General features: G+C 65.7%; 15 protein-coding genes. 2 read left to right on the top strand and 13 right to left on the bottom strand.

Annotation, left to right across the window (positions count from 1 at the left end):
- Window positions 1-68: 68 nt before the first annotated feature.
- From ACFQB0_RS11260 to ACFQB0_RS11230, 7 genes are all read right to left on the bottom strand, one after another.
- Complete coding sequence (locus ACFQB0_RS11260; RefSeq protein ID WP_386731437.1) at window positions 69-1,427, bottom strand: hypothetical protein; 1,359 nt, start codon at window positions 1,425-1,427, stop codon at window positions 69-71.
- A 122-nt stretch (window positions 1,428-1,549) separates the two neighbouring features.
- Window positions 1,550-2,608: a substrate-binding domain-containing protein gene (locus ACFQB0_RS11255; protein WP_386731434.1), complete on the bottom strand. Its 1,059-nt coding sequence runs from the start codon at window positions 2,606-2,608 to the stop codon at window positions 1,550-1,552.
- A gap of 103 nt (window positions 2,609-2,711) precedes the next feature.
- Complete coding sequence (locus ACFQB0_RS11250; RefSeq protein WP_386731431.1) at window positions 2,712-5,432, bottom strand: hypothetical protein; 2,721 nt, start codon at window positions 5,430-5,432, stop codon at window positions 2,712-2,714.
- Between the two features lie 36 nt (window positions 5,433-5,468).
- Window positions 5,469-7,169, bottom strand: a complete 1,701-nt coding sequence (locus ACFQB0_RS11245) for a phosphate ABC transporter substrate-binding protein PstS (protein ID WP_386731428.1) — start codon at window positions 7,167-7,169, stop codon at window positions 5,469-5,471.
- Complete coding sequence (gene pstA / locus ACFQB0_RS11240; protein ID WP_386731426.1) at window positions 7,166-8,317, bottom strand: phosphate ABC transporter permease PstA; 1,152 nt, start codon at window positions 8,315-8,317, stop codon at window positions 7,166-7,168. Before pstA ends, ACFQB0_RS11245 begins: the two co-directional genes overlap by 4 nt.
- A gap of 222 nt (window positions 8,318-8,539) precedes the next feature.
- Window positions 8,540-9,559 (bottom strand): phosphate ABC transporter permease subunit PstC, encoded by a 1,020-nt coding sequence (gene pstC, locus ACFQB0_RS11235; protein ID WP_386731423.1) that lies wholly within the window; start codon window positions 9,557-9,559, stop codon window positions 8,540-8,542.
- A gap of 101 nt (window positions 9,560-9,660) precedes the next feature.
- Complete coding sequence (locus tag ACFQB0_RS11230) at window positions 9,661-10,167, bottom strand: hypothetical protein (RefSeq protein ID WP_386731422.1); 507 nt, start codon at window positions 10,165-10,167, stop codon at window positions 9,661-9,663.
- Window positions 10,168-10,636: 469 nt separating this feature from the next.
- Between ACFQB0_RS11230 and ACFQB0_RS11225 the strand changes: the two genes are divergently transcribed.
- Complete coding sequence (locus tag ACFQB0_RS11225; protein ID WP_386731420.1) at window positions 10,637-11,125, top strand: YajQ family cyclic di-GMP-binding protein; 489 nt, start codon at window positions 10,637-10,639, stop codon at window positions 11,123-11,125.
- Window positions 11,126-11,213: 88 nt separating this feature from the next.
- On the opposite strand, the gene ACFQB0_RS11220 is transcribed toward ACFQB0_RS11225, so the two are convergent.
- On the bottom strand, window positions 11,214-12,071 hold the full coding sequence (locus tag ACFQB0_RS11220) for an intradiol ring-cleavage dioxygenase (protein WP_386731417.1): 858 nt from the start codon (window positions 12,069-12,071) through the stop codon (window positions 11,214-11,216).
- 324 nt (window positions 12,072-12,395) lie between these two features.
- On the opposite strand from ACFQB0_RS11220, the gene ACFQB0_RS11215 reads away from it, so the two are divergent.
- Window positions 12,396-13,751 carry a transaminase gene (locus tag ACFQB0_RS11215; protein ID WP_386731415.1) on the top strand — a complete coding sequence of 452 codons (1,356 nt, stop codon included), beginning with the start codon at window positions 12,396-12,398 and terminating at the stop codon, window positions 13,749-13,751.
- Between the two features lie 304 nt (window positions 13,752-14,055).
- Here ACFQB0_RS11215 and ACFQB0_RS11210 read toward each other — a convergent pair whose 3' ends face one another.
- From ACFQB0_RS11210 to ACFQB0_RS11190, 5 genes are all read right to left on the bottom strand, one after another.
- Window positions 14,056-15,993, bottom strand: coding sequence for a serine hydrolase domain-containing protein (locus ACFQB0_RS11210; RefSeq protein WP_386731412.1), 1,938 nt, complete (start codon window positions 15,991-15,993; stop codon window positions 14,056-14,058).
- A gap of 172 nt (window positions 15,994-16,165) precedes the next feature.
- A complete protein-coding gene (locus ACFQB0_RS11205; protein ID WP_386731410.1) occupies window positions 16,166-17,044 on the bottom strand; it encodes a type II secretion system F family protein in 879 nt (292 codons plus the stop codon).
- An 8-nt stretch (window positions 17,045-17,052) separates the two neighbouring features.
- The gene (locus ACFQB0_RS11200) at window positions 17,053-18,009 is read right to left on the bottom strand and encodes a type II secretion system F family protein (RefSeq protein WP_386731408.1); all 957 of its coding nucleotides are present in this window, start codon (window positions 18,007-18,009) and stop codon (window positions 17,053-17,055) included.
- Window positions 18,006-19,661: a CpaF family protein gene (locus tag ACFQB0_RS11195; RefSeq protein ID WP_386731405.1), complete on the bottom strand. Its 1,656-nt coding sequence runs from the start codon at window positions 19,659-19,661 to the stop codon at window positions 18,006-18,008. The genes ACFQB0_RS11200 and ACFQB0_RS11195 overlap by 4 nt, the downstream gene beginning before the upstream one ends.
- A complete protein-coding gene (locus ACFQB0_RS11190) occupies window positions 19,658-21,010 on the bottom strand; it encodes an AAA family ATPase (protein ID WP_386731561.1) in 1,353 nt (450 codons plus the stop codon). Before ACFQB0_RS11190 ends, ACFQB0_RS11195 begins: the two co-directional genes overlap by 4 nt.
- Window positions 21,011-21,014 lie beyond the last annotated feature (4 nt).

Here is a 21,014-nt window from a genome sequence, read left to right as displayed (position 1 = left end):
GTTTCACGGGGTATCCCCCGGGCCCGGAGCGCGAAGCTCCAAGCCCGGGGGAAGGGTGCGAACCTGAACTAGATCAGGGTCAGCGTGAGCTTGGAACCGTAGGTTCCAGGAGCGACCGAGCCGTCAGCCGGGACCGAGAAGGCCAGGTTGGCGTTGGTCGTGGTGGCGATGGTGCCCACCGTGGCGTTGGCGCTCGCGCTCGAGAGCGGACGCGTGACACTGAGGCCGGCGCCGGTCACCGTGGCGGTTCCGTCCGGGGCGACGGTCGCACCGGCGGTCGCGGCGTCCTGCGTGTTGACGATCTCAGGGGTCCAGCCGAGCGCGCCGGCCGAGATGGTCTTGGCGGGGTTGCTCTGGTTGGTGAACAGGCTGTTGACACCGGTCAAGTTCCAGCCGGCCTTGTTCTGGCGGGAGTCCGTGACCGTCACCTCGCCGAGCTTGCCCGAGGCGGTGTACTTGCCACCGACGTTGGCCGCGGCACCGAGGTTGGCCGGAGTAGCCGGAACGGTGAGCTTGAGACCGTTGTTCTCGATCGTGGTCGGAACCTCGACGAGGATGTTCACGTCGGCCGGGGTGCCCTGATAGAGCGCCGAGGAGCCGGAGTGCACGAGCGAGACCGGGGCGGTCTCGGGCGAGTCGCTGTACTTCGCGGCGTCCGAGGTGACGAACTTCGCGGTGTACGAGTAAGTGCCGGCCGGGGTCACGCCCGAGGCCCAGGACGCGTCGCCGGTGGCGTTCACGACGCCCTCGCCGACCTTGGTGCCGCCCTGAAGGAACTCGACCTTACCCGCGATCGGACCGTTTCCACCGGTGAGGTGGGCAGCGGCGCTGACCGTGCCATTGCTGTTGCCCACGACGGTGAACGAAGCGAAGACGGGAACCTCGACGGGGGCAGCGGTCTTCACGGCCCAGGTGTTCGTCGCGGCCGTGAAGGTCATCGGGAGCACGAAGTACTTGTCGGTGCCCGCGTTGAAGACGTTCGGGTCGGCCCAGCAGTAGCGGCGGATTTCGAAGTCGCCGTTGGCGATCGTCACGGCGCCACCGATGGCGGTGTCGAGCGAGGTGGCGCTGATGTAGTCGCTGCCCGGCTCGAGGTGCACCGGGTTGCCGGTGAGGCCACCGTCGCCGTAGGCGCTGATCGTAGCGGTCGTGAACTTCTTCGAGAGCGAGCCGACGTTCAGGCCGTTCTGGTAGGCGACGGTGTGCGAACCCTCGCGGAAGCCGACGGGGCAGCCCGCGTTGATGTCGAAGGCCGTGAACATGGGGTTCAGGTCGGCCGTGCCGCTCGTCGGGGCGATCGTGATCGTGCCGGGGATGATCTGCTCGGGGCCGGCGTACGCCGCGGTCGCGACGGAGGAGAGACCTGCGGTGAGCAGGGCTCCCGTGACAGCCAGCGCGGTGACGCGCGTGGTCTTCTTGAGAGACATTGAGTCCTTTTCCTTTGCTTGGTGTTCTGAACAAACGATGGGTGCATTGCGCTTGCCCGGTGGGCCGAACCCTCGGCCCGGCCCACCATGGCGGGGTGGAACAGTGGAGCGTGGATCAGGTATTACGGGGCGGGGTAGCCACCCTTGGTGGTGACCGAACCACAGCTCGCACCGAGCGACGCGAAGCCGTAGGACTGAATCTCTGCGGTGTTGGAGCAGATGGCCGAGCCGGCGCCGACGAAGGCCGCTGCGATCGCCGAGTCGCCGAGACGCGAGGTCGCGACGACGTTGTAGACGCTGCGGTTGATCGGGAAGGCGCTGTTCATGGCCGGCTTGCCAGCGGAGAAGACGACCGGAGACTTACCGGCGACCTTGCCCAGCTCGGCGTAGCCGCGCGCGTCGTTGACCTTGCCGTTCGACTGCGCGATGTACTGCGCGATCGAGATGGGGACGATCTCACCGACGCCGGTGATCGCGTCACCCTTGTGCTCCTGCACCGTGTTGCCGCGGTCAGTGACGCACGTGCCAAAGCCCTCGGTAGAGAGGCCAAGCTTCGACTGCCAGAACGAGCGCGTGCCCGAGCCGGACTGCGGAATGAGCGGTGTGATCGTGACCGGGGTTCCGAAGCTGTCCGAGAACGAGGTGACCGTGCACTTGTAGATGTTGCGCAGGGTGAACTTGGTGGGCGCGTCGGCGGCCGTTCCAATCGGGATGTCGCGCGGGAAGTCGCTCGCCTCGTGCACCGCGAAGGTCACGGCGTCCTTGGCGAACGGGATGTAGGTGAGGTCCGTGCCCGTGACCGAGGGGCCGCTCGAGGAGCGAGCGAAGTCGAGCTGACCGGTGATGCTGACGCCGCCCCAGGTGCGGGTGCCCTCGGGGTTGATCGAGGCGGTGAGCGCCTTGACGCCGTTGCCGGACCCGTTGGGGCGGTTGAAGATCGGGCCGCCTGACTTGACCTGGATCGTCGCCGATCCGATCGCGTCCCACGAGCCGAGTGCGGTTCCGCCGATCACGCTGGCGAGACCGTTCATCACGTCCTGGGTCGTGTCGGAGCCGGTGCCGTTGAGCACCTTGTCGTTGGTGGCAGGGTCGGCCATCGCCGGGGAAGCGATTGCCGCGGTCAGGGCGACCGCGACAATGGCACCGAGTGCGCCGAGACGCAACACGGACTTGGTTTTCATGTCAATCCCTTTCTAGGATCAAATTGCTTACGTGCTTTTCATGGAGTGGTAAGCCCCGCCCTGCGATGCTTCCGGCGTCGCAGGGCGGTTCGTCGTCCGGGGTCTAGCCGCCCAACCTCCTCGGTCTCATGAGCAAGGGGGCGAAAGCGGCGCCGCCCAGTCCGACGATGAGGGACACACCCAGCGCCGCCTGCGCAGGCAATGGTGCGTCGAATTTCGGGGTGACCTGGTCGGAGACGACCGCGGCAGCATTCTGCGTGACCTGTCCGCCCGCTGGAGCGCCTCCCGCCGCCTGCTGCGCGCCGGCACCCGGAGCTCCCGCCGGTGCAGCCACGGCCGCAGGGCCGGCGGCGGCGGCCCCCGGCTTCGGCTTGGGCACGTAGTTGAGGATGGCCTCGGCGGCGTTCTTGGCCTGGGCTTTCATCGCATCGGTCAGTGGCAGATAACCGGCAGGAAGCTTCCCCCGAGCTGTGCCTCGTTCCTGGCCTGTCGTCGTGACCTGGTTGATCATGAGCGCGTAGTCCTTGCGGGCGGCAGCGTCACTCGTCGTGAGGTTGACCGCGGCATAGCTCAACAGTGTGAGCGGATAGGCCGTGTCGGGCATTCTTGTGACGTCGGGCTGTTTGATCGGCGATCCCGCGACAGGTACAAGCGTGCCGAGCGCGGCCGTCATCCCCTCCGGCGTCGGCCCGACGAAGACACCAGGGCGATTCGGCAATTGCAATGGCGCGACATTCAGACCGTAACGTTCAGCCGAGGCGCTATCGGTGACCGAGATGATGAACTTGTTGCCCGGGGGCTGCGGCGCGATTGAAACCCAGTCACCGATAACCCCGTCCGAGACGAACTTATATCGATCCCACTCCGTCTTCACATGAGGATTCGCACGGATGGTGTCGCGCGCAGTCGAGAGCAGGTTTTCTGAATAGGGAGAGAATTGCTGCGACCCGTATGGCGTCCTGATCTCCGGATACGAAGACATGTTCTTCGGTGCGAGCGTCTCATCGGCCTTCGGAAAGGAGGAAGGTGGTGTCGTCGCAAGGTTCAGCGGGGTGTCATCGATACTCGCCAGTCCGACGTCACGGTATGTCGTCTTGCCTGAGGCGTCTTTGACGATCCCCCCATGATCGTCGACGATCGGCACCTTCGCCTGAGCACTCTTCTTGGGGAGATAATAGGGGTTCACCGTCATACCCCACGGATCCGGTTCCCCGCTCAGCCAGGCCGCGGCCTCTTTGTCGGCTTGGATCCACCGCCACAACTGGGCGATCGCATCAGCGCTACTTGGGCCAGGCAGGATGACCTTGGGATTCGTACTACTGGTGATTTTGGGGTTTAGCGCCTTGACATCGGGATCGTTGATGAAGTATCCATAGCGCAGGTTGACTGCGCCGAGGTGATCGATGACTTCGCCACTGTTCGCATAGAGGGGCGGCTGGAACGGGTAGGACTGTGTCAGTAGCTTTGCCAACAAGCGTGGAGAAAACTTGAGATCCTCGTGTCTTCCCGCAGAATTCTCATAGGCGTAGCTGACAACAAGGCCACCAGAGATCGCGATCGGCGCGTAGACCACATCGGTCGTGGCCAGGTTCTCACTCTCGCGCGCCGTGAGGATTCCAGTCCCCAGTGGATCTGACATGAACGCGAGGCCAGCGCGTCCGGCGAGCAGCTGTGAACGCGCCGTAGAGTCAGGATTGCTCACGAAGTTATAGACATTGCCGATCGACTGGCAGAGCGCACGCTGCCATGATCCCATTGCTCCGACGAGCAGCTGCGAACCGACCATCCCCCGCTCCTTGGCTCCGAGGGGGCAGGTGCCTGTAACCGGTTCGAAGTCGAGCGGAACGACAACGCGGTTGTTCCAGTAGTCGCATTTCGGGTTGAGCGGGGATCCCTCTTGCACTGCATTGGCTTCTCCCGGCCGATACTGACGGTCTGAGCCATCCGGATTAGGAATCCGGCTGCCATACTCGTCGGCGACATAGCCGCCTACCGCGCACTTGCCTTCGCCGACCTCGCCGCCGAAGTGACTGCCCCGTGGCACGATCACGAGGTAGCATCGTTGCGATGCCGTCGACCTCACACCGGAGCCACAACCGAGTTGAGGCGCTTGCAACGCAGACTGCACCTCGAACGGGAAATGCGTCGTGCCATCTGCGTTGATGCCGACGCCGGGCACTTCGTTGCTCGTGGAGGCGCTGAAAAGTGAGACAAGCGGCCATTCCCTCAACGCAGGGTTTTTCGGACTGACGATGGAATTTCCGGTCACGGGAGGCACATCTGCAGCGGCATTGGCGTCTCGGAACGGAACATCGACATCGCCTGGTTGGACCTGTGTGCGAAACCAACTATCTTGCGGAAGCACTTTTTCAATCTGACTACCGAATCGCTCCATCGCCCAGCCGCCCCATTGGCACGTTTCCCGGAACGTCGCCTCATCGGCCGGGTCGCCCCAACACTGCATGGCCTGCACGAAGTTCATTGCAAGCGGTATGGCTCTGAGACCGTCACTTCCCGGTTGCGTCTGCGACATCCCTGAAACCCTGACATCTATGCCCTGATCGATGAGCCCCTTCGTCTGGGATACCACGACCTCGAGGTGTGTGAAGTCGCCATAGTGAGGGCTCTGTGGATCACGCCGCGGCTGGGCGACATCACCGACGGTCGCATCCGTCCATTTGATTGAAACCTCTGAGTCACTCGCTGTGGCCGCCTGCGCGGCAGGTGCGATGCTCGGGTTCACCAGCACGAGTCCCACCGCGGATGACGCGGCGATCGCAAGCGACAGCAGCCGCACGGCGAGCAGGGAACCGATTCGGGACATGGGTTGGGCTGGCCTTTCCAAGGTGACTACTGAACGTTAGGGACGAGGGGTCGTCGGCGCACTCTTCTCGCGTTTGCGACGGGTGAATGGAAGACGAACTTTTGCCACCCGATCCCCCGGAGATGCCGCATTCGCCGGTACAGGCGCAGGGCCGGTCTCGAACAGCGTCTTCGGGTGCTCGCGACTCCGCTGTCGCTTCGCCCACCACGGCGGCACCAGCAGCCCGCCAAGCAAGAGGATCCCGAGCACCGTCGCGACGATGTTCGGGCTCGTGAGCAGGTCGATCGGATCGATGGACACCGGAACGCCGGTGACCGTGATCGGTTTCGCGTTGACGTCCAGAACCGCGGCGTTCCCACCGGCTGCTGCGGCGGCGGCGATGGCCGGATCTGTTCCGGCAGCAGCAGCAGCGCCAGCTGAGGGAGCGGTCGCGGCCTGAGCCCCACCCGTGCCGACTGTGCACTGAATGGCCCCGACCTTGTCGCACTCCGACGGGAACGGCGCATCGTTCGCAAGCTTGTTGGTTCCGTCGGGCGAGAACGTGGGGTTATTGCATGCGCTGATGTCTTTGCCGTTGGAATTCGAACCGGGAACCCTCTTCACCTGCTCCAGCCCGGCGCTCGCCAGGTTGATCGGCAAAGGCGAGTAGCCTAATACGTCAGCCTGCTGCTGCCCTTCGCACAGGAAGTACTGGGCGAAGTCTCCAAGAGTGAGACCCTTCTCCTCCGTGAATCCTGCCTCGATCGCCGTGGGGATGATCATGTATGAATATGAACTCAGCGGATAGCTGCGAGGGTCAGCGTTGTTGTAGACACCTGTGAGATCCTGCGTAAGGTAGTCGGGTGAGCTCGAGTCCTGGTTGATCCGTGCCGCCAGCAGTGAAACAGCAACGGCCGGGGCCAATGGCTCGGTGTAGTAGCCCCCGTTGTTGAGCACCTTGGCCACAGGCATGCCCGTGTTGAGCGCATAGGAGTACTCGACATAGGTGATGGACCCGACATACGCCGCGGTGGCGACGTAGCCGGCGACTTGATTCGACGATGCTTGCGCTATGAACGACGAACCAGGAGCAAAGGGAAAGGTCGAAGTGATACCACAGTTCGCCTTGCCGATCCGAGCGCAATAATCGGAATAGAGGCCGGGATACTGTGCTCGCATCCACGAAGTGAACTGCGCGGTGGTGCCCGAGCCGTCGGATCGCACGACCGGTATGACGGGAATCGCAGGTAAGGCGAGAGAGGGATTGTCAGCAGCGATGGCCGGGTCATTCCACGTGGTGATAACCCCGGTGAAGATTTTAGTGAGGCTCTCGCCGCTCAGTCGCAGATTGGTGATTTGATTCCCGCCGACGACGAGGTTATACATGAACGCCGTACCACCGGCCACAATCGGCATGTAGGCGAATCCGCGGGTAGGCCGAGGGTCCTGCACATCACTGTCCCTCAGTTCGTAGGGAATCTCGGAGACGGCGAAATCGGGGGTGCTATCCCTGAAGCGCGCGCGCCCGGTCGACGATCCAACAGAGTCGTACTCGATCTTCCAGCCGTAGTTGTTGCCGACGTTGCGGATCCACTGGTCGAGCGCGTTTGCCGACCAGCTCGAACCGATGCCGGAGATCGGGTCGTGCCTGGCGCCAACCGCTTCGGCTTTCGGCGCCACGATATTCAACGCGCCGAAGACGATGAGCACAACGCCGAGCAGCCCGACGATCGCGCGGATGGATCGGTAGCGACTCATGATGTGTGACCTTCCTTCGGCGCGGACGCCCGCTGAAAGCCCACGCCGCCATAGCCGGCGGTTTCGACGACATCGATGCGGGCGACTGCCTCGAATCTCGCTGCATCCCGCGCCGACTCGAGGCGCCGGCGCCGCTGCTGCCGAGGCGAGAGCTGACCGGGACCACGCCCACCAATCACTCGAGCAAGCGCGAAGAGCCCCAGCACGAGCACCATGAGGACGACGGCGGTGCCGAAGCCGCGCGCGATCATGGTGGGTTCCGGTGACTTGACCAAGTTGAAAGTCGCAAGCGGCAACGAAATCATCGCACCGGAGAAAGGGTTGAAGTTGAAGTAGGTGGTGAAGCCTGCGGTGAGCAGTACCGGACTCGTCTCTCCGATGCCCCGAGCAGTGCCGAGAATGACCGCGGTCGTGAGTCCCGAGCGCGCAGTCGGGAGGGTCACGTTCCAGACGGTGCGCCACTGGCTCGATCCGAGGGCGAGCGACGCCTCTTTGAGGTTGCCAGGAACGAGACGCAACACGACATCGGCGGAGCGGATGATGATCGGCAGCATCATGATCGTGATCGCAAGAGCCGCGGCGAACCCCGAGCGATCGAGACCCAGAACCATGACAGCGGTGGCGTAGATGAAAAGTCCCGCGACAATCGACGGAAGTGCGGTCATCGCTTCGACGATCGTACGCACGAACCGGGCGTACTTGCCCGGAACCTCGGTGAGGAATAGCGCGCACAGAAGGCCCAGCGGAACGCTGAGGACGAGCGCGATCGTGATCATGATCATGGTGCCGATCACCGCATGCAACACCCCACCGACGCTGAGCGGTTCGAGCGGGCCTGCGGCCGCCATGTCCTGGGTGAAGAAATTCACGTAGGGCAGGGCTTCGCTGCCGCGCATGGCGGTGAACACGATCACGACCACGAGAGCGAGAACCATGAGTACGGCGACGGAATGCACGAGCACACTCATCACACGATCGCGAACGGCAGGGCCGGAGTCATCGATGCTAACGAGAACGGCGTAGAGCGCCACGAACAGCACGAACGACACGACCACGAAGCCGAGCGGACCCTGCAGAGGCAAAAGCTGAGCGAAGATCCACCAGGTGAGTGACAGCGATGCTGCAATCGCACCGACAACGCGAAACACGTCACTCAGGCGCATCCCCGACACAACACGACGCGTTTCTGCGCCCATCGCAGGTTCGGCCACGCGAGGGGGCAATGTCGTGCGCAACGGCTCAGAGATGGGGGCCGCTTGGTGACGGCCGACCCTCATATCCTCAAGTTCATCCGCCTCTTCTACCTCGACGGGAGTCGCTCGCGTCGTGGGTTCGGCAGCGGGAGTGTACACAGTCGTCATCGGCGGAACCTAAGCTTCACTCGAAGCGCCGGAACGGCTGCGGGAGATGACGGCGGACGCTCCGAAATTCACGGCGAGGGTCACGAGGAAGAGCGCGAGTCCTGCGGCCATGAGCGCAGAAAGCTCGAACGGACTCGCCTCGCCGTAGCGCAATGCGATGAGCGCGGAGATCGAGTTCGCTCCCTTCTCGAGGATGCGGGGTTGGATCACGAAGACCGGCGAGATGATGAGATAGACCGCGATGGTCTCGCCGAGGGCTCGGCCGAGCCCGAGCATCGTTCCGCCGATGATGCCACCGCGGCCGAACGGCAGCACAACGCTCGTGATCATTCCCCAGCGGGTGGAGCCGAGCGCGAGCGCACCCTCTCTTTCGCCGAGCGGGGCCTGACTGAAGACCTCGCGCATGATCGAACTCGCGATCGGAGCGATCATGAGCGCAACGACGATGCCGGCGATGAAGCTGGAGGCTGTGAACACGGTGGGACTGGCCAGCGGATCCTGCGGATCGAAACCTGTCACTCGGAAGATCGGTATCCAAGAGAAGTAGGTGGCGATCCACTGGGAGACCGGCAGGATGAGTGGCTGCAGGAAGAACGCACCCCAAAGACCGTAGACGACGCTCGGAATCGCTGCCATGAGGTCGACGAGGGCGATGAGGCCACGCTTGACTCCGCGGGGAGCGTACTCGCTGATGTAGAGACCCGTGCCGATGGCGAGCGGTGTAGCTATGACGATGGCCGTGATCGCGATGAAGAACGTGCCGCACAACACCGCGATGATTCCGAAATTGCCGCCATTCGGCTCCCACGCCTCTGTCGTGAGAAAGTCGATGCCGGCGACGTCGATCGCGGTATACCCCTGAAGAAGCAGAAAGGCGCCGACCAATGACATGATGAGCAGGACGAGGGTGCCACCGATGCGGGCCGTACCGCGGAAGACCCGATCCTGGGCGTCGATCGAGGTAGCGAGCTTACGGGGTCTGTCCTCGGACGGCACCCTGACCGCGGAGGCCTCGCTATCCGTGGTCACCTCATCTTGCACGTTCTGCTCTGGGGCCCGGGCTGTTTCCGAGGCCTCCGTCGTCTCGGCCACGACCTCTGCCACGTCGAGCGCCCGCGTTTCGCCGCCCGCTACCACGCCACACCGCGCTCCCTGGTTCCCGTGCCGACATGCCGACGCGCCCCAGGGAGGCGGCGGGACTCCTCGGCGACGACGGCGATGCGCAGCAGGGCGAGCGAGCCGAGGGATGCCTCGACGCTCGACGATGCGGCCGGATACCAGCGACTGCAGGTCAGGATGGCGATGCCGTGCAGTTGCACGAACCATCCATAGGTTCCCGTGGCGCGCCCGGTCAGGGTGACGACGACCATCTCGTCGACGAGATCCTGCAGACGATGCACGTGGTCGCGCGCTCCGATGAAGCTCCGGTAGGCGCGGGCGCTGCGCGCCACCTCGCGGTTGTTCGACGCCAGCAGACGCCACACTCCGCACTCGGAGTCGCCGACGACCGAGGACGCCCGGCTGATGCCGCGCACGTTCCGCTCGACGACGGGTGCCGTGCCTCGGGCAGGCACGTCGATCTGATCTCGGAATCGGCGCCAGGCCAACAGGGTCGGGTCCTGGTCGGACCGGAACATGGAGAACTCGATCCTCGGCGGGGTATGCATCGGGCTCCACAGCGATCGGGTGAGACAGGTGGGTGAGGCTAGGGCCTCGGACGGGTATCCGGATGTCGCTGATTGCGAACAGTGTGATGCGGTAAGCGTCGAGCCACACGGTGACATCGAGGCGAAGAACCGCTGAAGTACGGGTGTCCTCGACATGATCAACGTGCGGAGCGGAATGGCGGCGTGTCGTCTCTTTCGACGGCCGGGCGCCGCTGGCACCTCGCCTACTCACGACGGGAGGAACTGCTCGCGACGGGAGAACTTCCTCGCGCACGGTGGATCTACTCACGACGGGAGGACTTCCCTGGCTCAGGAGGCCTCATGAACGGGAATAGATCCTCCCCTCCTGCCGAAGGCCTCCCGTCGTGAGAGAGCGGCCGACGGTCCCGTGGGTGTCGGGCACTCTACCGCGCCACGCATGCGCGGTTAGGCTACTGCCATGGCAGATTCCACATTCGATATCGTCTCCAAGGTCGACCAGATGGAGGCCGACAACGCTCTCCATCAGGCTCAGAAGGAAGTCGCCCAGCGTTACGACTTCAAGAACGTCGGCGCCTCGATCGAACAGAGCGGCGACAAGGTGCTCATGAAGGCCAACAGCAAAGAGCGCGTCACAGCGATCCTCGAGGTGTACGAGGCCAAGCTCATCAAGCGTGGCATCTCACTACGCAGCCTCGAGTCGGGAGACCCGTTCGCCTCCGGCAAGGAGTACCGCATCGAGTCGTCCCTGAAGGCCGGGATCGATTCGGAGAACGCGAAGAGGATCAGCAAGATCATCCGCGACGAGGCTCCCAAGAGCGTCAAGAGCCAGATCCAGGGCGACGAACTGAGGGTCTCCTCGAAGAGCCGCGACGACCTGCAGGCCACGATGGCGCTGCTCAAGGGCAAGGACCTCGACGTCGCGCTCCAGTTCGTCAACTTCCGGTGAGCGGCGCCACAGGGCCGGTTGGGAGAAGGGCCCCGCAACGCGCAGACCGAGGTCGTCGGCATGCGTGCAGTTGCGTTGGCGCGGCGGCTCAGAGCTCGATGCCGAGATTCGCGTAGGCGAGGTATCCGGTGCTGGCCTGTTCCACGGCGAGCAGGGCGCTCGGCTCGTAGATGCCGTCAGTGTCGTTGGAGGTGTCGCGACCGGGATGTGCGTCGTATGGCACGGTGGCGAAGACGGCGTCGTTGAGCGCGTCGTCGAAGTAGAGCTGCGAGGTCAGCACGTTCACCTTGTCGACGTGCGCCTTGAGATGGATGTGCACCGTACGCCCCCGGTACCATCCCGGCCAGATCGTCTGGAACTGCACGATTCCGTTCGAATCCGCGACCTGGGCGCCGCGCAGATAGGTGCCGTCGTCGGCTGGTGTCGACTCGTTCACCCCGGAGCTGTAGGAGCCGTCGGAGACATCGCCGCCGGACAGCCCACCCGGTGCGCCGCCGCCCGAGGCTACCTCGAAACCCGAGTACACCCCGCCTGCGTCGCAATGCCAGATCTCCACGACGCTGTTCGGGATCGGCGTGCACGACGCGTCGTAGACCCGCAGCGCGAGAGTCACCGGGGTGCCGGGGCGACCCTCGCGGATGTCGCTCCGAATCGCGTCGACGTCGAAATAGTACGGCCCCTGGGTCTCCTCCGGGGTCAGACGGCACGCGCCGATCGTGTCCAGCTTCGCGACGAGGTCGGCGCCGGATGCCGTCGTCGGCGCGATCGCATTGCCGTCGGTCGCCGTGGGAGTGGGCGTCGCAGGCTCGGTGGATGCTCCACCAGTCGCGCCGTCCCTGTTCGGCGCGCAGGCGGCGAGCAGAGCACCCAACCCGATCGTGCCGCCGAGGCCCAGCGCCCGCCGCCTGTTGACACGCATCCTGCTCTGTTCGATGTCTTCCCGCATGATCTGCTCCATTCTGCCCCCGTGTTCGACTCTGCCCCCCGTGTTCGATTCTGCCCTTGTCCACTATGAACTGCCCGCGAGACTGCATGAATCGTCGAATAGAGGCCTCTTTTTGACGATTCATGCAGTCTCGCGGGGGAGGGGGCCCACCGTGTGGTTGTGAACGTCGCTGTCTGCCACTACGTTCATCGTAGGTTTGTCGTGGATTGCGCTCGGGCCGGTCTCCCTCGCGGTGATCATCCGGTTCTTCCGCATCAAGCCGCCGGCCATGGGCTTTTCCGAGGCCGAGGCAATCCTCGATTCAATGAAGACTGGGGAACACAGGTGATCGATAGAGCCCGATTGGCCGAACTCTTCGAGCGCGAGCGGAGAAACTTCGCCGAACGGAACCCGCGCTCGGCAGCCGCCTACGAGAATGCGAGCCACCTCTTCGGCCGGGTGCCGATGACGTGGATGAACAAGAAGGCCGGCGGGTTTCCCCTCTATATCCACGGAGCACGCGGCAATCGCGTGACCGACATCGACGGACACGAATACATCGACTTCGCGCTCGGCGACACAGGGGCTATGGCAGGCCATTCCGCGGCTCCCGTCGTCGACGCCGTCGGCCACCGCATCTTCGAACAGGGCGGCATCACGACGATGCTGCCCACCGAGGACGCCGAGTGGGTGGGAGCGGAACTCACCCGACGCTTCGGCATGGACGTGTGGAGCTTCTCTCTCACGGCAACGGATGCGAACCGGTGGGCCATCCGTCTCGCGCGTGCTCTCACCGGCCGACCGAAGATCCTGTTCCACAGCTACTGCTACCACGGCAGCGTCGACGAATCCCTCATCGTCGTCGGACCGGACGGAGAGGGCATGAGCCGCCCTGGCAATGTCGGCGCTCCTGTGAAGGTCACGAAGACCAGCAGGGTCGCCGAGTTCAACGACCTCGAAGGCCTCGAGAACCAGTTGAGACACGGAGATGTCGCGGCGATGCTCATCGAGCCGGCGCTCACCAACATCGGCATCGTGCTGCCGGATCCCGGCTACCACGAGGCCGTGCGCGAACTCACACGACGGCATGGCACGCTGCTTCTCATCGACGAGACGCACACCTTCTCAGCCGGGCCGGGCGGGGCGACGAAGGCGTGGGGGCTCGAGCCCGACATCGTCGTGATCGGCAAGGCGATCGGCGGCGGCATCCCGAGCGGCGCCTATGGGCTCTCCGGCGAGCTGGCCGAGAGTATCCTGGCCCGTGACGATCTCGACCTCGTCGACATGGGCGGGGTCGGTGGAACGCTGGCCGGCAGCCCGCTATCCGTCGCCGCCATGCGCGCAACGCTCGAGAAGGTGCTGACGGATTCCGCATTCGAGGTCATGATCGAGACCGCAACGGTCTTTACGCACGGTGTCCAGCGGGTGATCGACGAGTACCGCTTGCCATGGTCGATCAACCAGTTGGGCGCCCGCGCGGAATACCGCTTCGCAACACCGTATCCGAGGAACGGCACGGACGCCGCTGCTTCGGCCGACGGCGAGCTCGAAGACTTCCTGCACCTCTACCTGGCCAACCGCGGCATCCTCCTGACGCCGTTCCACAACATGGCTCTCATGTGCCCGCAGACCACGATCGCCGACGTTGAAACACACCACGACGTGTTCGAGCAGGCGGTGCGGGAGTTGCTCGGCCGCTGAGGCGCACCACGATCTGGGGCACCCCGCCGGCTGAAGCACACCACCACCGCTGGCCGAGCCTATCGAAACCTCTGGAGTGAAAGAACTCAGTCGCGAGGGGGCTCGATAGGCTCAGCCGACGCAGGCGAGCTCAGCCACCGGAGCAGGCACGACCGGCAGCGCTCGACCTGCGGCAGGCCGCCCCCGGCAGGAGACGCCGAGACGACGCCACCTGCTCTTCCAGGCGTCCTCTTCCAGGGTTCCAGGCGTCTCTTCCAGGCGTTGGGCAGCAGCGTTTCGCGTCAGCTCGGTGCGGAACGAAGGCTCAGACCGTGATGTCGGGCCAGAGCAACCGCAACCACACCGCGTAGAACGCCAGGATGCCGAAGGAGAGCACAAGCAGGAGCGCCCACACCGTCGGGCCGAAGCCGCGCCTCTTGCGGGCAGCCTGGATGAAGTTCCAGACGGCAGGGATGACGCCGAGCACAGCGACGAGGGTCACCCCCTGCAGCACGCGGATGAACACCGGCGAGCCGATGATCATCCCGAGACCGAGCGTCCAGCCGACGGCGGCGAGCATTGCCGCGACGACGGCGACCCCGGTCAGCGCCCGCGCGGCACGGCTCGGCCCGCTCAGCTCGAGTTCCATGTCGTGGCGACTGCGCAAGATCGCCGTGATCGGCCAGAAGACGAAGGTGAGGGCGACCACGCCGAGGGCGCCGAGGAGCAGCGGAACGGCCCAGGTGCTGTTCCTGGGCAGATCGATGGGCACGAGCGACATCGTCGAGTCGACGCCGATCGCATCGACGGCGCCGTCGACGACCCGCACGGCGAGCGTCGCCTGGCCGCCGACCTCCTGCCACAACCACGGTGCGACCTCCTGATACCGCATCGGCTCCTGACCGGGGATCGACACCATGAGCGTGTCGCCGGGCCCAACGGCGACCTGCGCCTGGTACTGGAGGCCGAGCAGTCGTCCGAAGGTGCTGCGCATCGTGCGGGAGACCTCGTAGTGGCCGGCAACGAGCCCGGCGTGGGCGGCGGCCGTCTTCTGCCCCCCGGGCACCGCTGCTGCGGCATCCGCCGGAAAATAGCGGTCGGCGAAACCGTTCATGACGGCCACCATGAAGGCCGGGATCGAGTCGCCGTTGCGGCCGGGGCCGTTCACCGCGACGAAGATTCCTGCACCGTCAGCGGGAAAGATCTCGACGGCGGAGTGGAATGCGAGCAGATCGCCGCCGTGGCCGAGCACCTGGCGGCCGTTGCGGCTCCAGTCCTGCCAGCCGAGCGCCATGTGCGGCGCGAGGGCGAGCTCGCCCAGCTGCCCATCGCCGAGGGCCGGCTGCCGCATGAACGATAGGCTCTCGGGGCTGAGCACGGCCGCTCCCGACGGGGATTGCCCGAGGGAGAACAGCATGAAACGGGACATGTCCTCTGCAGTGGTGCTGAGCGCGCCGGATGGCGCTCCGTTGAGGAACTCGAAGGGGCTCGGTGTTCCCGCGGCATCCATCACAGCCGGCGCGACCCGTGCACCGAGCTCTGCCGACAACGGCTGAGCGAACGACGACGACCCCATTCCGAGCGGAGTGAGCACGTGCTCCCGCACGTAGTCCTCGAACGGCTGCCCACTCGTCTTCTGCACGATGTACCCGGCGAGTTCGAGGCCGTAGTTCGAGTAGGCAGGGGTCGTTCCCGGTTCGAAGATCTGCTCGGGCGGGTCGGTCGCGAGATAGGAGCGGAGCGGGACCAGCGCGCTCTCCCGGGTCGGCGCCGATCCTGTCACGCGCTCTTCGAAGCCCGCCGTGTGGCTGAGCAGGTGCCGGAGCGTGATCGGGGTGTCGAAGCGGGTGGGAACCGTGAAGTCGAGGTAGTCGCCGATGGGCGTGTCGATGGCGAGGGTTCCCGCCTGCACGAGTTGCAGAACGGCCGTCGTCGTGAAGAGCTTCGAGATGGAGGCGGCGCGCACGACGCTCCCCGCGGGGTCGAGCCGGTTGTCGCCACCGGCAGGCTTGTTCGGATCGGCGACGCCGTACGAGGCCTGCACGAGCACCTGACCACCCTGCACGACACTCACGACCGCTCCGGGAATCCCCTCCCGCTCGAGCAACGTGCTGATCTGGCCGTCGAGCCAGACAGAGGCGTCGGCCGCAGTCAGCGGTGCCGACGTCGGCGCGGCGACGGCGGCCGGGCCGACAGCCGCTCCCAGGATCACGGCCGTCGCCACGACCGCCGCTCCGATGGATGCTCGCAGTGTGCGTTTCACGGCCCGTCCCATCTGGAGCATCCGCTATGCCCCTGGGTCCTTCCTACCAGCGGTGTCGCCGAACGGGCGTCATCCTCACGACGGAGAATGTCGCGTCGTTCCCCGATCGCTCGCTCGCGCCGAACGTGGAGTCGCCCTCGGCGGAGCAGGACCGCGAGCGGCGTGCGCCGGGTCAGCCGAACGCGGCGATCATGCCGAGTACCGCGGGGGTGAGCAGCACGATGAACAACACGGGGAGGATGCAGAAGACGAGGGGGAAGATCACCTTGACCGGAACCTTCATGGCCTGTTCCTCGGCGCGCTGACGTCGCTTGATCCGCATCTCCCCCGCTTGCACCCTCAGCACGTCTGCGATGGCGATGCCGTAGATGTCCGCCTGAATGACGGAACGGGTGAAGCGACGCAGATCGGGTGACGAGGTCCGTTCTGCGAGCGCGTGATAGGCGTCTTTGCGGGAGCGGCCGATACTCATGTCCTGGAGAGTGCGGATGAGCTCTTCGGCGAGCGGTCCCTTGCCGTTCGTGCCCGCCTTCGCCATCGCCGATTCGAAGCCAAGGCCCGCTTCGACCGAGATCGTCATTTGGTCGAGAGTGTCGGCCAGCGCATCCTGGATGCCCGCCTGCCGCTCCTGCGCGCGACTGTAGACGAGGAGCTCGGGAACGAAGAAGCACAACAGGATGAGAAGGCCGCCGAGCAGAAACCTGAGCGCAACCGGATCTGCGCCGATCCACCAGAATGCGAGCAGCGCGCCGACCGCAGCGAGCACGGGCTTGACGATGAGGATCTTGTCGATGGTCCATCCGGCGGGCCGGCCAGCGAGAACGAGCTGCCGGTCGAGCATTCCGAGGTAGCCGCGCGGGGCGAGTCCGCTCAGTCCGCCGCTCCGCCTGCGACGGGTGCCGTCGTCGACGAGCGTCGGAGCGTCGGGGACCGCGGGATTCCCGGCCGAAGCGGCGCTGCGCGAGCGCCCTCCCCCGACGAGGATGCCGACGAGCGCTCCGAACCCGCCGGCGACGGCGGCGGCGGCGATGATGGCTACGAGTTGCGGCATCCCCGCCCCTAGAACTTCACCTTGACGACGACCATCATCCAGAGTGAGCCGACGATCAGGAGCACACCGGCGACGAGCAGTGCGACGGCACCCCAGATGCTCGTGAAGAAACCGGCGAAGTACCCCGGCTGCGTCAGCAGCAGGAATGCGAATACGCCGATGGGCAGGAGGATGAGCACGATCGCGGACATCTTCCCCTCGGCGCTCAACGCCTTGACCTGGCGACGGATCTGGTTGCGTTCCCTGATCGTGCGGCCGACCTGGTCGAGCACGTCGGAGAGGTTGCCGCCGACCTCCCTGTTGATCGCGATCGCCTGGGCGACCCACTGGAAGTCGTCGCTCCTCATGCGCATCGCGGTATAGTCGAGCGCATCGCCCAGATCACGTCCGATCCTCGTCTCGTTCATGATCCGGGCGAACTCATCGGCGAGCGGCGGATCGGTCTCCTGCGACACCGCGTCGACGGCGCGCAGCAGGCTGTGGCCGGCGCGCAAGCCACCGGCGAGCACCGTGAGCGAGTCTTCGAGCTGATCGGCGAACTTCGCGCGGCGACGACGCGTCCACACGGAGAGCAGAATCCTCGCCCCCAGCGGGGCCAGAGCCGCGAAGAGCAGCATGAGGGGGATCGTCCAGATCGTTCCTCCTGCCAGCGCGAGGCCGAACGCGGCGAGAACGATCGCGGCGCAGCCGACGAGGAGCACGAAGGACGACGGCGTCACGGACAGTCCCGCCTCTTCGAGTCGCGCGGCACCGAAGAACGTGCCGCTGCGCTTGCCGATGACGCCGTCGATCGTCGCCGTGGCGCGATCCGCCACGCGCGACAGTGTGGACACCTGCACGACCCCCGGTGCTCTGCGACGCTCGAGCGCGACGCGCGGAGGCGGCGGCGCTATCACGAGAAACACGAGCACGAGCAGCGCGACGAGTGCGAGCGCGACTCCGGCGTAGGGCACGAGCGCACTCATCGCGTCATCCGTGCGGTCAGCGGCGCCTGGAAGACGTTCGGAGACAGGGTGATGCCCAGTTCGCGGAAGCGGTCCGCGAACCGTGGACGCACCCCCGTCGCAGCGGCGTATCCGAGAAAACGCCCCGCCGCATCGACGCCAGCCGAGTAGTCGAACACGAACGCGTCCTGCAGGGTGACGATGTCGCTCTCCATGCCCTGCACCTCGGTGACGTGGGTGACCCGGCGCGTGCCGTCTTTGAGCCGGGTGATCTGGACGATCACGTCGACCGCCGAGGTGATCTGCTCCCGGATGGCGCGCAGTGGCAGGTCCATCCCCGCCATGAGCACGAGGGTCTCCAGGCGGGCGATGGCATCGCGCGGAGAGTTCGCGTGCACGGTCGACAGTGAACCCTCGTGACCGGTGTTCATCGCCTGGAGCATGTCGAGGCTCTCCCCGCCGCGACACTCGCCGATGACGATTCGGTCTGGGCGCATGCGGAGGGAGTTGCGCACGAGGTCCCTGATGGTGATCTCGCCCTTGCCCTCGATGTTCGCGGGTCGCGACTCGAGACGCACCACGTGGTCCTGCTGCAACTGCAGCTCGACCGCATCCTCGATCGTGACGATGCGCTCGTCGCGCGGGATGTAGGAGGAGAGCACGTTCAGCAGGGTCGTCTTGCCCGTGCCCGTGCCGCCGGAGACGATGATGTTGAGCCGGGCCTTGACGCATGCCTCGAGCATGTCGGCCATGTCCTGGCTCATCGTGCCGAAGGCGACCAGGTCGTCGACGGTGAAGGGCTCGCGTGCGAACTTGCGGATGGTGAGAGCCGACCCGTTGACCGCGAGTGGCGGGATCACGGCGTTCACGCGCGAGCCATCTGCGAGGCGGGCGTCGACGAGCGGAGACGACTCGTCGATCCGGCGACCGACCTTCGACACGATGCGCTCGATGACACGGCGGAGCTGCGCCTCGCTCGTGAAGCGGACACCGCTGAGTTGCAGACGGCCTCCGCGTTCCACGAAGATCTGCTCGGGCCCGTTGACCATGATCTCTGTGATCTGCTCGTCGTCGAGGAACGTCTCGAGCGGCCCGTAGCCGAGGACGTCGGCCCCGATCTCGCGGATCAGGCGAGCACGCTCGTCGGAGCTCAGCGGAACCTGCTCCTCGGTGACGATCTGCGACAGCTCGGCGCGCGCGTAGGCGTGCAGCTTCTCCTCCGTGAGGCTCGAGTCGTTCATGCGTGCGCCGATGCGCACGAAGAGCTCCTGCGCCGCCCGTTCCTTCAGCTCGGCGAGCGCGTCGAACGGTTGCTGCGGCTCCGGTCGCTCCGGGCTTTCCGCCGGGGAGCGGCCCGACACGGGCTCCGTCACGGCGCGCACCGCGGCTCGGCGGCTCAACCGCTCTTCAGGTCTCGCTCCGGGCAGCTCGCCCGAGGGCGCGTGCCCCGAGGCCGGCAACTGAACCGGGGGCGGCGGTTGCACCGAGGCCGACGCCGTGGCAGGCGAGATCCCTGCGTATTCTCCGCCGGTCGGCGGCGTCGTCTGCGGAGATGCCACGGAGTCGACGGAGCTTCCCGCAGAGGGAAGGACCAGGCCGGTCGCGACGGTCTCGACCGTCGAATGCCGCGGAGGAACACCACGGGCGGCGTCGATGCGATCCGTCAGCTTCATGCGACCACCTTCTTCTGCAGACCTCGCTCGCGCCGCACGGCACCGTGCTCGAAATGCGTCACCAGCCGGGCGAGCGCCTTGGCGGCCGGATCCCGCGACCCCTCCTGCAGCAGTGGAACGCCGCGATTCGTCGACAGGGGCACGGCGGCCGAGCGGGGGATCGCGATGTCGACGGGCACCCCGATGACGGCTTCAGCGTCGCGTTCGGAGAGACCGCTCATGCGATCGACGAAATTGAGGACAATGTGGCGGGCGGGAGGCAGGAGTCCGATCGAGGCGAGAAGGGCGAGTTCCTTGCGCAGCCCCCTGAGGCTCGGCACGCCGAGACTGCACAGCAGGATCGCGTCACTCGCCATCTCGAGTGCGCTGAGAGTCTGCTCGCCGAGACCCGGTGCCGTGTCGATCACGACGTAGCGGAAGATGCCGGCCAGCTGACGGATGAGCTGCTCGAGCTGTTCCCCGCTGACCCGGTCGCCGTCCGCGGGCGATTCCGAGCCGCATACCGCGTAGAAGCCGCAGGGATGTCTCGTGAGCAACGTCTTGAGCACCATGGTGTCCACCGTCGCGGCACCACTCACCATGTCGGGCAGGGTGTGCGCCGGCTCGAGGCCGAGCGCCGTCGCGACATCGCCGAATTGCATGTCCGCATCGACGAGCACCACAGACATGGGCGCGGCCCTGGCGAGGCCGACGGCGAGATTGGTCGCGACGGTCGTCTTGCCCAGTCCGCCCTTCGGCGACACCACCGCGATGATGTGCGACCGCTCCCCCTCGACAGGCGCGACGGTCTCGACAGGCGCGACCGGTTCGACGGGCTCCGGCAGCCTCGGCGGCTCGAAGAGCGCGAGCCGCGCACCCGGGTGCGGCGCCCCCGCTGCGAGATCGATCGCTGGACCAGGAACGATCGGTTCGACGCCCGCTCCCGGTGCACCCCGATCGTGCGCGGGGTCCAGTGCCCCGCTATCCGGCCCGTCGCGACGCTGCTGGCCGAGGAAGGACCGCAGCCGGTCGAGCAGTTCGGTCACGGCGGCGTCATCGGCCGTCGGGCTGAGCACGGCGTGCACGGGCATCTCCGACACCCATTCCTCGATGACGGCGTGACTCTCGTGCACGAGGATGATGCCGACCCCCGGATAACGCTCGGTCAGCCCGCACGAGAGCTCGCGGGCATCCTCATAGCTGAGGAACGGCCCGAGAAACGCGAAATCGGGCGGGCTGAGAGCCTCCACCTGGTGGAGGACGACATCGGCCCCGACGATGAGCGTCGCACCGAGGACGGTGGTCAACGACTCGCCCAGCAACGAGCCGAGCCGGGCCTCGTACTCATGGCTCCTGGTGACGAGCAGCATGGAG

It is taken from the genome of Luethyella okanaganae (assembly GCF_042660285.1).
In the GTDB taxonomy this organism is placed as follows: Bacteria; Actinomycetota; Actinomycetes; order Actinomycetales; family Microbacteriaceae; genus Luethyella; species Luethyella okanaganae.
Note: the sequence above shows the minus strand (reverse complement) of the source record. Positions and strands in the feature narration are given on the sequence as shown.

Bases quoted from the DNA above. Each gene is read 5' to 3' on its own strand.
- ACFQB0_RS11260 (WP_386731437.1), bottom strand. From the start codon at position 1,427: ATGTCTCTCAAGAAGACCACGCGCGTCACCGCGCTGGCTGTCACGGGA.
- ACFQB0_RS11255 (WP_386731434.1), bottom strand. From the start codon at position 2,608: ATGAAAACCAAGTCCGTGTTGCGTCTCGGCGCACTCGGTGCCATTGTC.
- ACFQB0_RS11250 (WP_386731431.1), bottom strand. From the start codon at position 5,432: ATGTCCCGAATCGGTTCCCTGCTCGCCGTGCGGCTGCTGTCGCTTGCG.
- ACFQB0_RS11245 (WP_386731428.1), bottom strand. From the start codon at position 7,169: ATGAGTCGCTACCGATCCATCCGCGCGATCGTCGGGCTGCTCGGCGTT.
- ACFQB0_RS11230 (WP_386731422.1), bottom strand. From the start codon at position 10,167: ATGTTCCGGTCCGACCAGGACCCGACCCTGTTGGCCTGGCGCCGATTC.
- ACFQB0_RS11225 (WP_386731420.1), top strand. From the start codon at position 10,637: ATGGCAGATTCCACATTCGATATCGTCTCCAAGGTCGACCAGATGGAG.
- ACFQB0_RS11220 (WP_386731417.1), bottom strand. From the start codon at position 12,071: ATGCGGGAAGACATCGAACAGAGCAGGATGCGTGTCAACAGGCGGCGG.
- ACFQB0_RS11205 (WP_386731410.1), bottom strand. From the start codon at position 17,044: ATGCCGCAACTCGTAGCCATCATCGCCGCCGCCGCCGTCGCCGGCGGG.
- ACFQB0_RS11200 (WP_386731408.1), bottom strand. From the start codon at position 18,009: ATGAGTGCGCTCGTGCCCTACGCCGGAGTCGCGCTCGCACTCGTCGCG.
- ACFQB0_RS11195 (WP_386731405.1), bottom strand. From the start codon at position 19,661: ATGAAGCTGACGGATCGCATCGACGCCGCCCGTGGTGTTCCTCCGCGG.
- ACFQB0_RS11190 (WP_386731561.1), bottom strand. From the start codon at position 21,010: ATGCTGCTCGTCACCAGGAGCCATGAGTACGAGGCCCGGCTCGGCTCG.